The sequence below is a fragment of the Novosphingobium album (ex Liu et al. 2023) genome (assembly GCF_029076845.1).
Lineage (GTDB): Bacteria > Pseudomonadota > Alphaproteobacteria > Sphingomonadales > Sphingomonadaceae > Novosphingobium.
In genome coordinates this window covers 93338-107787 of the sequence record NZ_JARESE010000012.1, presented here as the reverse complement: position 1 = coordinate 107787, position 14450 = coordinate 93338, and the positions used below count along the sequence as shown (strand labels likewise).

The following is a 14450-nucleotide window of genomic DNA, read 5'->3' as shown; positions in this document are numbered from 1 at the left end:
CCGGCCGCGCAGCTGGGCAGGGCGATGGCCCGCGCGCGTCCGCCCCGGCCGCAGCCGGCGCTGACCTCGATCGAGGAGTGCCGGGCGCTGATCGCCGCCTGCGAATACGCGCGCGCGCGCGTATCTGTTTTGCTGGCATCGCGATTCCTGGCGCTGACCGCCGTCCGCCTGGAGGCGGTGCGGGGGATGCACTGGAGCGAGATCGAGCCCGACGAGGATCGCGAGGGCCTGCAGGGGCGCTGGATCTGGCGCGTGCCGCCGGCGCGCATGAAGCTGGCGAGGGCGAAGAAGCAGGACTCGCGGTTCGCGCACCTGGTGCCGCTCTCGGCCGAGGCGGTGGCGGTGCTGCGCGCGGCCGCCAATTCGTATCCTGGCGATGCAAATTTGCATTCTCTCCCTGCAAATTTGCACGCCCTGGTCTTCCCCGGCCGCGATGGCGTCACGCCGATCGGCGAGGGCGCGATCGGCGCGCTCTATGCCCGCGCGGGCTTCGCCGGCCGGCACGTGCCGCACGGCTGGCGCTCGAGCTTTTCGACGATCCTCAACGAATCGATGCCGCCCGAGTGGCGCGCCGATATCGACCGCGCGCTGGCGCACAGTCCCAAGGACAAGGTGGAAGCGGCCTACAATCGCGCGGCGCAGCTCGGCCGCCGGCGTCAGTTGTTCGATCGCTGGGGGGCGCTGCTCGCGGGCTAGCCCTGGCGCGGCCGTTAAACTACCAATTCGGCCCACGGCTTTGGCAGCGGGGAATTGAGGTGGCTCTTAGCGATTGGGAAGTGTCGGTCGTTGCGGTTCGCTCCTTACAGGAGCTCATCGTCGCGATCGACGCGACGGTTACCGGGTATGATCCTCGCATCGTGAAAGTGATCGACGCCTATCGTGCTGCCGTGAAGATGCTCGAAACCGCCGAGGAATTACCGACCGGTGATCAAATCGACGCGCTCATGTCGGTGCTGATCGCGGGAGGATCGCGGGTTCTCGAAGGTCCGCAATGATCGACCGGTGCGGTTGAACGAACCGTACCGGCTTGGCACGAACCTTGCGCTTCCCCCCCTGGGAAGCCCTGGACCGGCGCAGCCGGTCCCGCACGCCGGTGGTTTCAGCGCTCCGCTGATGGCGGGAAAGACCTTTCGGTCGTCGATTATCAGAACAAATTGACTCCTGAGGGCGCCAAAGCGCCCTCAGTCCTTTTGTCCTTGTTCTACAAGCCCGGAATCAGGTGCATTCCTGATACTCGGGTCGACAAAAAAAGGGATGCCGAGACGGGCGTTGTAGGCACGCTGCGCGTCTGGATCATCGGGATGGCGCATGGCGGCCCACTGGCTTGTCGGGATGTCCCCGAAATGCGCCATTTCGGTTCTGACGAATTCCGCTTCGTCGATCAGAGTGTCGCGACGCTTGCGGCCTGTCATGCGGTCGATCGTTCCCGCGAACCCTTTTGCGACGCGCTCGGCCAACCGCTGCGCGCGGTTGGGTACAGGCCCCGAGCCCTTGCGCTCGGGATGCGATTCCAGTGCGACCCCCTGGCGCTTGAGGATCTGCCGCAGATGAACCTGTGCCTCGAAGGGGAGGCGGCTGATTTCGAAGATGTAGCTGTTGGGTGCCTGCTTGCCCGATTCAGAGCGGCGGACCCAGTCGAGCCATTTGCTCTCCCGCAGAATTGCCATGTGCCGAATAGCGGTGATGCGGCAGATGCCGGCCGCCTTGGCGATCATCTCATATGTCGCCTCGCAAGTCCCGGTCGCGAAGTCCATGAGACTCAGGACGGCGCAAGCCGTTCGGGCATGTTCCCATCGCAGCCGGTGAACCTTCCCCCCCTTGTCGATGATCGTGCCCACCTTGTTTATCCAGGCGAACATGGTGTCGCGTATCCCGTTGATGACGACCCGGGCCTGACGGGCGCTGCCATCGCCGAAAGGTCGGCCAACCTTTGTGCGTTCATCCTCGACATCGTAGCTTCCGCGCCAGATCGGTTGCCCGGTTTGTCGGAACACAACGGTGCTCCGGGATGAGCTAGTGAGCAGGTCTCCCATGGGCCGCGCCGTCATGCGCGGCCTCCCGCGATCAGCGTCGGCGACCGATCAGCAAGGATTTGGGGCAGGGCAGGCCCTGCAAGAGCAGGTCCGCCCACTCCTGCGCGATCAATCGCCGGCGTGGCATGTACCCCGCGCGATTGTAATGTGCCTCGACACCGCTGGGCTGGTGGGCGAGCATCAGATCGATGACGGCCCGATCGCCGGGGCGATCGAGATCCATCGCGCGCTCGTTCATCAAGGTCGAGAAGGTCGATCGCCAGCCATGCGGAACGTGCAGCCGTTCGTATCCCGCTCGCCGATAGGCCACGTTCAGAGCGTTCTCGCTGATCGGCAGATGCGACTTCGAGATGGACGCGAAGAGGTACTTGCGGCCCTTGTTGAGTTCGGCCGTCACCCGAACCGTCTCGACTGCCTGGCGCGACAACGGCAGGATGAAGTCGTAGGCCGCCTGTTCGCTGCTGGCCCGCTCGAGCTTCATTTTCGCCGCTGGAACCCGCCAGATCGGGTTGTCGCCGTCGAGATCCTCGAAGTCGGCAGGTTCGGCATAGCGGATCATCCCCGGCCGCGCCGCGGTCAGGGCCAGCAGCCGCGACGCCAGCTTGACCACGGGAAAGCCAGGTTCGCTCTCCACCTTCAGCAGGCAGGCTCGCGCCTTTTTCAGATCCAGCAGGGCAGGGTGCTTGCGTTTCACGATCGGTCTGAGCGCTGCGGCCAACGCGGCCGCCGGATCGAAAGTCGCATCCGCTGACGCTATCGCGTGCTGAAATACGTGCGATAGCTGTGAACGAAGCCGATGGGCCGCTTCCGTTGCACCGCGTGTCTGGATCGCGGTGAGCAGCTCGAGCACATCCGATGGTGTGATGGCGTCGATCGGCCGGGCACCCAGCGCCGGCAGGATCTCTGCCTCGAGACCCTTGCGAACATAGTCCGCGTGCTTCGGCTTCCAGAGATCGGCCTGCAGTTCCAACCAGCGCGCCGTTACGGCCCTGAGGGTCGGAACCTCCCGTTTCGCCGCCTTCGCGCCTGGATCGATGCCATCGCGCAAGAGCCGGCGGGCATCGTCGCGTCGAGCGCGCGCCTCCCGAAGCGTGACCTCCGGCCAAGGGCCGAACGTGAGTCGCTTCTCCTTGCGATCGAACCTGTACTTGTAGCGCCAGCTTTTGAAGCCGCTCGGCGTGACGTAGAGGTGCAGACCTTTTTCGTCGCTGAGCTTGTACGGCTTCTCCGCCGGCAGGGCCTTGCGACACTGCAACTCGGTCAACATCGGATGCCCCCACCTCCGAAAGCCGATGTCCCTCGAATGCCCCCGCTGATGGCGAGCTTCGCTGAGAATGGCTGTGATTGGTTGTGGGGGAGGAAGGCGTGAAAAAGCTCGGAAATACAAGGTCTACACGACCCCATGAGCCTTTAGGAGCCCCCTTGAGAAAGGTATCTGGCTCCCCGAGTAGGATTCGAACCTACGGCCATTCGATTAACAGTCGAATGCTCTACCGCTGAGCTATCGGGGAGCAGCCTCCTGTCGGAGGCAGGGGTGCGCCTATAGCAGCGTGGGCGGGTTTGGCAAGCCTGTCCTGAGCGATTTTGGCCGGCCTTTCGGAAAGGTACGGAGCGCGGCGGCGGCGCGGTGGAATGCGCGCTTCCGCGCATTTTTCCGCAAACCGCATTCACACCTGGAACTGCTCGGCGAAAATGCGTTCTTCCAGGGTGAAGCCGGGGTCGAACAGCAGCGTCAGTTCCTTTTCCGCCGAGGCGATGATGCGCACCAGCTTCACGTCGCGCACTTCCTTCTGGTCGGCGACGGCGGCGACGGGGCGCTTGCTGGGTTCGCGCACGCGGAATTCGACTTCGGCGCTTTCGGGGATGATCGCGCCTTTCCAGCGGCGCGGGCGGAACGGGCTGATCGGGGTGAGCGCCAGCATCCGTGAGCCCAGCGGCAGGATGGGGCCGTTGGCGGACAGGTTGTAGGCGGTCGAACCGGCGGGCGTGGAGACGAGGACGCCGTCGCCGGCCAGTTCCTCCATGCGCACCTTGCCGTTGATCTTCACTTCCAGCTTGGCGGTCTGGCGGGTTTCGCGCAGCAGTGAGACTTCGTTGATCGCGTAGTAGAAAAGCTCGCGCCCGTCCTGGGTGACGGCGTGCATCTCCAGCGGGCGCACGGCGACGCGGTGCGCTTCGGCGACGAGTTCGTCGATCGGCTTTTCCGCGTGGTGGCCGTTCATCAGGAAGCCGACCGTGCCCAGGTTCAGCCCGTAGCAGGGTTTGACCCGGTCCCAGTCGAGCATTTCGTGCAGCGTGTGGAGCAGGAAGCCGTCGCCACCCAGCACCACCAGCACGTCGGCCTCGGCCGGCTTGACCCAGGCGTGCGACCGGCGCAGCGGTTCGGCGCCTTCCTGGGCTTTCGCGCTGTCCGAAACGACCAGCGCCAGCTTCAGTTTCTCGCTCATCGCTTCTCCCGGCGGCAGTGCCGCGTCGCGGCTTCGGGCCGTGCGCAGGGCTGTCGAATTTTGCAAGCTTTGGCAAGGCATTTGCGGCTATAAGCCGCCGATGACAGCAGCAGCCCCGCACGCTTCCGAGCCGCTTCGCGACATGTTGACCGGGCTTCCCGGCGTCGATTCCGTGCGCGGCCGGGTCGAGCAATGGATGGCGCAATCGGGCATTGCCCCGCAGGCCGCGCGGGTCCACGCGATGCTGCTGGGCCTGCGCCGGTTCGATGCGGTGAACCTGGCCTATGGCTCGGCCGCGGGCGACGGCGCGCTGGAGGAAGTGGCCGCGCGCGTCTCGCACTTCGCCGCGAGCGAGCTGGACGGTCCCTGGCTGGTGGCGCGCGCGGGCGGGGGCCGGTTCCTGCTCGTCGCCAGCGAGGCTTGCAGCCGGGAGCGCTGGCAACTCATCGCCGATCAGATCGCCGACGCGATCGCGCGGCCGATGGCCATTCCTTCGGGCATCCTGCGGCTTTCCCCGCGCTTCGCGCTGGTCCGCGCGCTGGAGGGCGAGCGCGTCGATTCGATGCTCGACCGGCTGGGGCAGGCGCTGGACGTGGCCAACCGGATGGAAGGCGGGCGCTTTGCCTGGGCCGATGGCGAGGCGACGCCGCCGGGGCGTTCGGCCGCGCAGCTCGAAGCCGACCTGCTGGGCGCGATCGACCGCGACGAGATCGAGATCGTGTTCCAGCCGCAGTTCAGCCTGCCCGACGACCGGCTGACCGGCGCCGAGGCGCTGGCGCGCTGGAACCATGGCGAACTCGGCCGGATCGGCGCCGGCGCGCTGTTCGCCATTGCCGAGCGGGCCGATCACGTCGCGCCGCTTTCGCGCCACATCGCCCAGCGCGCGCTCGACCTGGCGCGCGACTGGCCCGATGGGCTGCGCCTCTCGCTCAATGTCACGCCGGCCGATCTGGCGTTCGGTTCCTATGTGCGGCAAATGCTCGACCTCGTGCGCGACAGCGGCTTTCCGCCGCGCCGCCTGACGCTGGAAGTGACCGAGCAGGCGCTGATCAGCGATGTCAGCCTGGCCGCGCAGATGATGGCGGAATTCTCCGCGCAGGGCATCCGCATCGCGCTCGACGATTTCGGCGCCGGCTTCTGCAACTTCCGCTACCTGAAGGTGCTGCCGCTGCATTATCTCAAGCTCGATCGTTCGATGATCGAGGGGATCACGCGCGACAAGCGCGACGTCGCGGTGCTGCGCGCGATCGTCGCCATGGCCAAGGCGCTTGACCTCGAAGTGATCGCCGAAGGGGTGGAGAACGAGGCCCAGCGCGACGTGATCGCGGCCGAGCATTGCGCCTATTACCAGGGCTTCCTGCGCGCCCAGCCGATGAAGCCGGCGATGTTCGCCAAGCTGATCGGCGGGTGAGCGGGGCGTTGGGGCCATTGCCTGTAGTGTGTGGCTTGACGTTCACCAGGATCGACGACCGCACGATCGCCGATCTCGATCTGGAAGATTATCACGGATGGCTATCAGGTTGCACCGCTCGTTCGCGGTTCATCCTGGCCCGTGGCTGCGGGTCGGGACCGTGGTAATAGGCGCAGTGCTCGGCCGCGATCACGTCGCGCTGGGCTGTCCGCGATGATGGCCATCCGGTTCGAGAAGGCCTTCGGGGTTTCCGCCGATGCGCTCATGCGGATGCAGGCGGCGCATGACATGGCGCAAGCGCGCGCATGAAGGCGATCTGGCGGTGGAGCGCGTCGCAGCCTGAACCCCGGTCCTGCCTGAGCGGATCGAAGGTCTTTCAGGCCGCCTTGCGCGCGATCGCGCTGAGGCCCTTGGTCAGCTGGAACAGGCCGTTGAGGCGCGACTTGGGATCGCCCCAGGCGCGGTTGACCACCAGCTTGCTGTCGGGGCGCAGCTTGATCGCGCCTTCGCGCTTGGCGGCATAGTCGATCAGGCCGGCCGGGTTGGGGAAGCTGTCGTTGTGGAAGCTGACGAGCGTGCCGCGCGGGCCGACGTCGATCTTGGCGATGTGCGCCTCGATCGCCTGGCGCTTGATCTCGATGAGGCGGACGAGATTGGCGGTGGCATCGGGCAGGGGGCCGAAGCGGTCGATCATCTCGGCGGACAGGGCCTCGATCTCGCCCTGGCTGTCGGCATCGTTGAGGCGGCGGTACAGCGCCATGCGCACCGCCAGATCGGGGACGTAGTCTTCCGGGATCATGATCGGCGCATCGACGGTGATCTGCGGCGAGAGGCCCGAGGTGTCCTTTTCCAGTCCGGCGCCACCGGCCTTGGCGGCCAGGATCGCGTCTTCCAGCATCGATTGGTAGAGTTCGAAGCCGACTTCGCGGATATGCCCGGACTGTTCGTCGCCCAGCAGGTTGCCGGCGCCGCGAATGTCGAGATCGTGGCTGGCGAGCTGGAAGCCGGCGCCCAGGCTGTCGAGATCGCCCAGCACCTTGAGCCGCTTTTCCGCCACTTCGGAAAGCTGCTGGTTGGCCGGCGTGGTCAGATAGGCATAGGCGCGCAGCTTCGAACGGCCGACCCGGCCGCGCAGCTGGTAAAGCTGGGCCAGGCCGAAGCGGTCGGCGCGGTGGATGATGATCGTGTTGGCGCGCGGGATGTCGAGCCCGGATTCGACGATCGTGGTCGATAGCAGCACTTCGTACTTGCCTTCGTAGAAGGCGCTCATCCGCTCTTCCACCTCGCCCGCGCCCATCTGGCCATGCGCGGTCACGACTTTCACTTCGGGGACATGTCCGGCCAGCCATTGCTCGACTTCGGGCATGTCGGCGATACGCGGCACGACGATGAAGCTTTGCCCGCCGCGATGATGTTCGCGCAGCAATGCCTCGCGCATCACCATGTCGTCCCATTCCATCACGTAGGTCCGCACCGCCAGGCGATCGACCGGCGGGGTCTGGATGGTGGATAGCTCGCGCAGGCCGCTCATCGCCATTTGCAGCGTGCGCGGGATCGGCGTGGCGGTGAGCGTCAGGACATGGACATTGGTGCGCAGCTGCTTGAGCTTTTCCTTGTGGTTGACGCCGAAGCGCTGTTCCTCGTCGACGATGACCAGCCCCAGCCGCTTGAACGAGACCGATTTCGACAGGATCGCGTGCGTGCCCACGACCACGTCGACCGTGCCGCTGGCCAGCCCCTCGCGCGTGGCTTTCGCTTCCTTTTCGGGCACCAGTCGCGAAAGGCGGCCGACTTCGAGCGGGAAGCCGGCGAAACGCTCGGAAAAGCCGGTGTAGTGCTGGCGGGCCAGCAGCGTGGTGGGCGCCACCACCGCCACCTGCTGCCCGGCCATGGCCGCGACGAAGGCGGCGCGCAGCGCCACCTCGGTCTTGCCGAAGCCGACATCGCCGCAGACCAGCCGGTCCATCGGCTTGCCTTCGGCCAGATCGCCCAGCACGTCGGAGATCGCGTTGTCCTGGTCCTCGGTCTCCTGCCAGGGGAAGCGATCGACGAACTGGTCATAGGCCGATCCCTCGGGCAGCAGCACCGGGGCTTCGCGCAGCGCGCGCTCGGCGGCAGTGCGCATCAGCTCGCCGGCGATCTCCTGGATGCGTTCCCTGAGGCGGGCGCGGCGCTTCTGCCAGGCTTCACCGCCCAGCCTGTCGAGCGAGACGCCTTCGCTGTCGCTGCCATAGCGCGAGAGCACGTCTAGGTTCTCGACCGGGATGTAGAGCTTGTCGCCGCCCGCGTAAGTCAGCATCACGCAGTCGTGCGGGCTCTTGCCCACCGGGATCGACTGCAGGCCCTCGTATCGGCCGATGCCGTGGTCCATGTGGACGATCAGGTCGCCCGGCGTCAGCGCCGCCAGTTCGGCCAGGAAGGCATCGGAATCCTTCTTGCGCTTCTTGCGCCGCACCAGCCGGTCACCCAGGATGTCCTGCTCGGTGATGATCTCCAGCTCTTCGTTGCCGAAGCCGGTCTCCAGCGGCAGGATCAGCGCGGCCGGGCGGCCTTTCGCGGCCAGGCCCAGCGCTTCCTGCCAGCCATCGGCCATGAGCGGCGCGGGCGCCGCCGCTTCGCCCAGGATCGAGCTGATCCGTGCGCGGCTGCCTTGCGAATAGGCGGCGAACAGCGCCTTGCGGCCAGACCGGGCGATCGCGTGCAGATGCCTGGCGGCGGCCTCATAGGCATTGTCGCCGCGCGCGCGCTCGGGCGCGAAATCGCGGGCATTGGTGAAGCCGAAGTCGATCACCTTGGCGCTTTCGGGCTGGGCGAAGATATCGGCGCGATGCGCGGGCCAGCGCGTGGCCCATTGCGCGAATTCCTCGGCCGTGAGGTACAGCGCGGCGGGATCGAGCGGGCGGTAGCTGCCGGCCTTCTGCCCGGAGGTGTCGAGGCGCGCCTTGTGATAGTCGGCGATGTCGGCCAGCCGCTCGTCCGCGCCGGCGCTGGCGCCGCCGTCGAACACGATCACGTCGTCCTTGCCGAGATGGTCGAACAGCGTGACCAGGCGTTCCTCGAACAGCGGCAGCCAGTGCTCCATGCCGGCCAGCCGCCGCCCGTCGCTGACCGCCTGGTAGAGCGGATCGGCGGTGGCGTGGGCGCCGAACATCTCGCGATAGCGGCCGCGGAAGCGCTTGACGGTCTCGTCGTCGAGCAGGGCCTCGCTCGCGGGCAGCAGCAAGTGCTCGTCGATCGGGCCGGTCGAGCGCTGGGTGCCGGTTTCGAACAGGCGCAGCGTTTCCAGCTCGTCGCCGAAGAAATCGAGCCGCAGGCCCTGTTCGAGGCCCGAGGGCACGATATCGAAGATCGAGCCGCGCACCGCGAATTCGCCCGCGTCGATCGCGGTATCGTTGCGCATGTAGCCTTGCCGGCGCAGCAGCGCGATCAGGCTTTCGTGGCCGATCTCCATGCCGGGCTTGAGCAGGCGCACCGATTCGCGGATGCGGAACGGCGTGACCACGCGCTGGAGCAAGGCGTTGACCGTGGTGACGAGCAGTTGCGGACCGCTCGCCCTGGCCTGGAGCCGGTGCAGCGCGGCGAGCCGCCGGGCGCTGACCGACAGGGCCGGGCTCGCCCGGTCATAGGGCAGGCAGTCCCACGCGGGGAACTCGATCACGTCCAGCTCGGGCGCGAAGAAGGCGGCGGCTTCCGCGATCTCGCGCATTTCCGCGTCGCTGGTGGCGACGAACACCGCCCGGCCCTTCGCCGCGCGGGCCAGATCGGCCATGACCAGCGGCTGCGCGCCCCGGACGACCGAGCCGAGTGTCAGCGGCGCCTGGGCCGTCAGAATGCGGGTAAAGTCAGACATGGGGGTGAGAGCCCCTAGCGGGAAAGCGCCGATGGCAAAAGCCCCGTGGCCGTTCGGCCCTCTCCCCTTGAGGGGAGAGGGCCTGAGGTCAGCGCGGAATCTCGACGTAGTCGAGCTGCTGCATCCGCGCCATCAGCGGGCCGGCGAAGCGTTCGGGCACGGGCTGGGTCTGGAGCGCCCAGGCCATGACGTCGACATCGTCTTCCTCCAGCAAGTCCTCGAACCACTGGACATCGGTGTCGTTCCAGCCGGCGTGGAAGCAATCGAAGAAGCAGCCCATCATGTAATCGGCCTCCCGCGTGCCGCGATGCCAGGCGCGGAACTTCATGCGGGCGAGGCGGGGCGAGAGTGCGGACATGGGAACCTCGGACATGAACCGGCGGGTAAGCCAGGCAGCACGCCATGGCAAGCGGCCGTGCGGCGCGCTAAGGGACCGCAATGCGGCCCGAAGCGCTCAATCCCCTGTTCGTCGAGACCGAGGCGCTGGAAGGCGTCGGCCCCAAGCTGCGCCGCCCGTTGGAAAAGCTGGGGCTGACGCGGGTGAAGGACATCGCCTATCACTTGCCCGACCGCTTCGTGGAGCGCCGCGCGGTCGCCGATCTGGACGAGGCGAGCGTGGGCGAGAACATCATCGTCGCGCTTACCGTGCGCGAACATCGCGCTTCCACCGGGCGCGGGCCGTTCCGCGCCATGGCCGAGGACGCGCTGGGCAACAGCTGCGCGCTCACCTACTTCGGCCGGGCGTCCTATTCGGCCAGGAAGCTGCTGCCGCTGGGCGAGAAGCGCTGGATCGCCGGCCGGCTCGAGCAGTATGGCCAGATGCTCCAGATCGTTCATCCCGAGCATGTGTCCGAAGATGCCGCCGCGCCGCTCGGCCAACTGCGCGAGCCGGTCTATGCGCTGTCCGAGGGGTTGACGCAGGGCCGCGTCGCCCACCTTGTCGCGCAAGCCCTGAAAGCGCTGCCGATGCTGCCCGAATGGGCCGAGCCCGGCCTTGTCGCGCGCCTGCGGTGGCCGGCCTGGCGCGAGGCGCTGATCGAGGCGCACCGCAGCCACGATCCGGCCGGGCGTGACCGGCTGGCCTTCGACGAGCTGCTGGCCAACAGCCTGGCGCTGATGCTGGTGCGCGAAAGCAACCGTGCGCAATCGGGCACGCCGCTGGTGGGCGACGGGCGCTTGCGCGCCAGGCTGAAATTGCCGTTCGCGCTGACCGGGGCGCAAGTCCGCTCGATCGGCGAGATCGAGGGGGATATCGCGCAGAAGGCGCCGATGCTGCGGCTGCTGCAAGGCGATGTCGGCTCGGGCAAGACGGTGGTGGCGCTATCGGCCATGCTGATCGCGGTCGAGGCCGGTGCGCAAGCGGCGATGCTCGCGCCGACCGAGATCCTCGCGCGCCAGCACCACGAAACGCTCACGCGCATGGCGGCGGGCACGGGCGTGGAGATCGCGCTGCTGACCGGGCGCGACAAGGGCAGGGCGCGCGAATCGATCCTGATGGGGCTGGTCGATGGCTCGATCGACATCCTGGTCGGCACTCACGCGATCTTTCAGGATACCGTGGCCTATAAAAACCTCGCCCTGGTGGTGATCGACGAGCAGCACCGCTTCGGCGTCGGCCAGCGGCTGATGCTGGCGCGCAAGGGCCGTCGCACGCCGCATTGCCTGGCCATGACCGCAACCCCGATCCCGCGCACGCTGACCTTGGCGCAATACGGCGAGATGGACGTCTCGCGGCTCGATGAATTACCGCCCGGCCGGCAGGCGATCGACACGCGCGTGGTCGCGACCGAGCGGATGGACGACGTGGTGGGTGCCATGGCGCGGCATCTCGAAGGTGGCGGGCAGGCCTATTGGGTCTGCCCGATGGTGCGCGAGAGCGAAAGCGACGATCTGGCCGCCGCCGAGGCGCGCTATGCCGGGCTGAAGGCGCGCTTCGGCGACGCGGTGGTGCTGGTCCACGGCCAGCTCAAGCCCGAGGCCAAGGACGCGGCGATGGAGCGCTTCGCCAGCGGCGGGGCGAAGCTGCTGGTGGCGACCACGGTGATCGAGGTCGGCGTGGACGTGCCCAACGCCACCTTGATGGTGATCGAACAGGCCGAGCGTTTCGGCCTTGCCCAGCTTCACCAGTTGCGCGGCCGGGTGGGGCGCGGCTCGGACAAGTCGGTCTGCCTCCTGCTGCGTGGCAATGCCTTGTCCGAAACCGCGCGCAAGCGGCTGGCGCTGATGCGCGAGACGCAGGACGGCTTCAGGCTGGCCGAGGAAGACCTTGAACTGCGCGGGGGCGGCGAATTGCTGGGCACGCGGCAATCGGGCGACACGCCGTTTCGCATCGCCAGCCTTGAGCAGATCCAGCGCCTGCTGCCGCTGGCCCACGACGATGCGCGCCTGCTGATGGAGCGTGACGGCGGGTTGACCGGGCCGCGCGGCGAGGCGGCGCGGCTGCTGCTCTACCTGTTCGAGCGCGACTGGGGCGTGCAATTGCTGCGCGGCGGGTAAGCCCGCGTCAGGCGAAAGCGGCCAGCGCCTCGCGGCCGGTGCGTTCCTTCCACAAGTCGGACGATCCGCACAGCGACAGGTTGAGCATCGCCCGCTTCATGAACAAGTGGCACTGGTGCTCTTCGGTCAGGCCGATGCCGCCGTGGAACTGGATCGCTTCCTCGGTGACGAATTCGTAGACTTCGGCCGCCAGCGTCTTGAGCGCGCCCATCTGGGTGTTCGTCACGCCCGCATCGCGCGCGCGGTTCCACAGCAGCGCCTCGGCCGCGACGATGCGGGTCTTGAGATCGGCGGCGCGGTGTTTCAGCGCCTGGAACATCGCGATCGGCCGGTCGAACTGCTTGCGCATCTTCATGTACTCGACCGACATGGCGAGCGCGGCGGTGGCGCCGCCCAGGCTGTCTGCGGCAAGCGCCAGGTGCGCTTCGGGGCCGATCGTGTCGTGCAGCGCGTTGGCGGCATCGCCGCTCGCCACGATCAGGGCCGGATCGGGCCGGTAGTCGCTGAGCACCAGGTCGAACAGCCGCCGGCTCGGGTCCCAGACCGGGCGTTCGGCAATGCCGACACCTTTCGCGTCCAGTGGCACTAGCGCATAGCAATCGGGCAGGCGGGCAAGCACGGCCGTGGCCATGTCCGCCTCGAACACGCCCGAGACCGTGCCGGTCAACGCGCCGTCGGCGCCGGCTTCGAGGCTGGTGGGCAGCATATGCAGCGGCACGTATGCGCCGCCGGCGATCCGCTCGATCCAGTCGGCCCGCTCGGCCAGCGTCTCGCTGCCCAGCACGCCGTGCAGGCCAAGCTGCGCCGGGATCAGCGGCACGGCGGAAAGCACGCGGCCCATCTCGTAGTGGATCGCGGTCGAGGCCTCGCGGCCGAGCCCGAGGCCGCCTTCGTTTTCCGGCAGGCGGATCATCAACCAGCCCATCTCGGCGACCAGTTGCCAGCTCGCATCGCGCGGCGGCGAGAGCTTGTCGGCCGGGAAGGCCTTTTGCGCCGCGTCGGTCAGTTCGTTGAGTTCGATCATCACAGCACCCAGGATTTCGGTTCGCGCGGCATTTCCAGCATACGTTCGGCAATGATGTTGCGCTGCACTTCCTCGCTGCCGCCCGCGATCGTCCAGGCGAACGAGTTCATGTAGTCGGCCATCCAGTTGCCCGTATTGAGATCGCCGAAGGTGATCGGCGCGACATACTGCTCGGCCATTCCGCCCAGCCTCAGGCCCAGCAGCGAATAGGCCCTGAGCGCGCGCGAATAGGTGTTCTTGACGATCGAGGCGTCGCCCATCCGCTCGATGCCGGCGATGCGGTTTTCCAGGAACTGGTCGGCGATGGCGCAAGTGGTATCGACTTGCGTGACCAGCGTGCCGAAATCGCGCAGCACGCCGGCATCGTTCTCGCGCCCATGCTCGCGGATCAGCTTCGCCACGCGGGCCAGCGCGCCGCGCATCCGGTACGACAGTTCCATCAGCGTCAGGCCGCGTTCCGAGGACAGCGTCGCTTGCGCCACGGCCCAGCCCGCGCCTTCCTCGCCCACGCGCTCCGATACCGGGATCTCGACATTGTCGAGGAAGATCTCGGCGAATTCCTCGTCGCCCTGGATCTGGTGGATCGGGCGGACGGAGACGCCGGGCGTCTTCATGTCCATCAGCAGGTAAGTGATGCCCGCCTGCTTGGGCCCGTCGCTCGACGTGCGGACCAGCAGCAGGCACTTGTCGGCGAACTGCGCCATGGTCGACCAGACCTTCTGGCCGTTGACGACATAGACGTCGCCTTTCCGCTCGGCCCTGGTCTTGAGCGCGGCAAGATCGGAACCGGCGCCGGGTTCGGAAAAGCCCTGGCACCAGGTCTCGCCTTCCAGGATGCGCGGCAGGTACTTCGCCTTCTGCTCGGCGCTGGCGCATTCGTGCAGCGTGGCAAAGGCATGGTAGGTGGAAACGAACGAGAGCAGCAGGCGCGGGCAATCGGCCTTGGCCAGTTCCTCGTAGATCACTTTCTGCTCGGCGAGCGAGCGACCACCGCCGGGAAATTCGGCCGGCCAATGGGGTATCGCATAGCCCGCTTTCACCAGCCGGGCGAACCAGTCACGCTGGGTCGCGACGAAATCCTCCTGCGTGCGGCTGGCATCGCGCCAGCCGGCCGGGGCGTTCACGGACAGCCAGCCACGAACCTCGGCGCGCAGGCTTTCAAGATCGGTGTTTTCGGTCATCCGCGTTC

Annotated in this window: 11 protein-coding genes and 1 tRNA gene; 4 read left to right on the top strand and 8 right to left on the bottom strand. The window is 67.2% G+C overall.

Features of this window, described 5'->3' with window-relative positions:
* A partial coding sequence (locus PYV00_RS04940) for a tyrosine-type recombinase/integrase (protein WP_275227162.1) occupies positions 1-696 on the top strand: 696 nt, incomplete at its 5' end.
* A gap of 59 nt (positions 697-755) precedes the next feature.
* Positions 756-995 (top strand): hypothetical protein, encoded by a 240-nt coding sequence (locus PYV00_RS04935; RefSeq protein WP_275227161.1) that lies wholly within the window; start codon positions 756-758, stop codon positions 993-995.
* Positions 996-1181: 186 nt separating this feature from the next.
* Here PYV00_RS04935 and PYV00_RS04930 read toward each other — a convergent pair whose 3' ends face one another.
* The 4 genes from PYV00_RS04930 to PYV00_RS04915 form a co-directional block, all read right to left on the bottom strand.
* Positions 1182-2048 carry a hypothetical protein gene (locus PYV00_RS04930; protein ID WP_275227160.1) on the bottom strand — a complete coding sequence of 289 codons (867 nt, stop codon included), beginning with the start codon at positions 2046-2048 and terminating at the stop codon, positions 1182-1184.
* A gap of 16 nt (positions 2049-2064) precedes the next feature.
* On the bottom strand, positions 2065-3300 hold the full coding sequence (locus PYV00_RS04925; protein WP_275227158.1) for a tyrosine-type recombinase/integrase: 1236 nt from the start codon (positions 3298-3300) through the stop codon (positions 2065-2067).
* 169 nt (positions 3301-3469) lie between these two features.
* Positions 3470-3544, bottom strand: a tRNA-Asn gene (locus PYV00_RS04920).
* 156 nt (positions 3545-3700) lie between these two features.
* A complete protein-coding gene (locus tag PYV00_RS04915; RefSeq protein WP_275227157.1) occupies positions 3701-4480 on the bottom strand; it encodes an NAD kinase in 780 nt (259 codons plus the stop codon).
* A gap of 100 nt (positions 4481-4580) precedes the next feature.
* Between PYV00_RS04915 and PYV00_RS04910 the strand changes: the two genes are divergently transcribed.
* Positions 4581-5891 (top strand): GGDEF domain-containing phosphodiesterase, encoded by a 1311-nt coding sequence (locus tag PYV00_RS04910; protein ID WP_275227156.1) that lies wholly within the window; start codon positions 4581-4583, stop codon positions 5889-5891.
* 376 nt (positions 5892-6267) lie between these two features.
* Here the strand turns inward: PYV00_RS04910 and mfd are convergent, their stop codons facing one another.
* Together mfd and PYV00_RS04900 are read right to left on the bottom strand one after the other, a co-directional pair.
* Positions 6268-9741, bottom strand: a complete 3474-nt coding sequence (gene mfd, locus PYV00_RS04905) for a transcription-repair coupling factor (protein ID WP_275227154.1) — start codon at positions 9739-9741, stop codon at positions 6268-6270.
* Between the two features lie 88 nt (positions 9742-9829).
* Positions 9830-10114: a succinate dehydrogenase assembly factor 2 gene (locus PYV00_RS04900; RefSeq protein WP_275227153.1), complete on the bottom strand. Its 285-nt coding sequence runs from the start codon at positions 10112-10114 to the stop codon at positions 9830-9832.
* Positions 10115-10179: 65 nt separating this feature from the next.
* Here PYV00_RS04900 and recG point away from each other — a divergent pair, with 65 nt between their 5' ends.
* Positions 10180-12237, top strand: a complete 2058-nt coding sequence (recG, locus tag PYV00_RS04895) for an ATP-dependent DNA helicase RecG (RefSeq protein ID WP_275227151.1) — start codon at positions 10180-10182, stop codon at positions 12235-12237.
* A 7-nt stretch (positions 12238-12244) separates the two neighbouring features.
* Here recG and PYV00_RS04890 read toward each other — a convergent pair whose 3' ends face one another.
* Positions 12245-13261, bottom strand: coding sequence for an acyl-CoA dehydrogenase family protein (locus tag PYV00_RS04890; protein WP_275227150.1), 1017 nt, complete (start codon positions 13259-13261; stop codon positions 12245-12247).
* Positions 13261-14442, bottom strand: coding sequence for an acyl-CoA dehydrogenase family protein (locus PYV00_RS04885; RefSeq protein ID WP_275227149.1), 1182 nt, complete (start codon positions 14440-14442; stop codon positions 13261-13263). The genes PYV00_RS04890 and PYV00_RS04885 overlap by 1 nt, the downstream gene beginning before the upstream one ends.
* Positions 14443-14450 lie beyond the last annotated feature (8 nt).

Excerpts from the sequence above, each read along its gene's own strand:
- PYV00_RS04930 (WP_275227160.1), bottom strand. The coding sequence starts at position 2,048 with ATGACGGCGCGGCCCATGGGAGACCTGCTCACTAGCTCATCCCGGAGC.
- PYV00_RS04925 (WP_275227158.1), bottom strand. The coding sequence starts at position 3,300 with ATGTTGACCGAGTTGCAGTGTCGCAAGGCCCTGCCGGCGGAGAAGCCG.
- PYV00_RS04915 (WP_275227157.1), bottom strand. The coding sequence starts at position 4,480 with ATGAGCGAGAAACTGAAGCTGGCGCTGGTCGTTTCGGACAGCGCGAAA.
- PYV00_RS04910 (WP_275227156.1), top strand. The coding sequence starts at position 4,581 with ATGACAGCAGCAGCCCCGCACGCTTCCGAGCCGCTTCGCGACATGTTG.
- mfd (WP_275227154.1), bottom strand. The coding sequence starts at position 9,741 with ATGTCTGACTTTACCCGCATTCTGACGGCCCAGGCGCCGCTGACACTC.
- PYV00_RS04900 (WP_275227153.1), bottom strand. The coding sequence starts at position 10,114 with ATGTCCGAGGTTCCCATGTCCGCACTCTCGCCCCGCCTCGCCCGCATG.
- recG (WP_275227151.1), top strand. The coding sequence starts at position 10,180 with ATGCGGCCCGAAGCGCTCAATCCCCTGTTCGTCGAGACCGAGGCGCTG.
- PYV00_RS04890 (WP_275227150.1), bottom strand. The coding sequence starts at position 13,261 with ATGATCGAACTCAACGAACTGACCGACGCGGCGCAAAAGGCCTTCCCG.
- PYV00_RS04885 (WP_275227149.1), bottom strand. The coding sequence starts at position 14,442 with ATGACCGAAAACACCGATCTTGAAAGCCTGCGCGCCGAGGTTCGTGGC.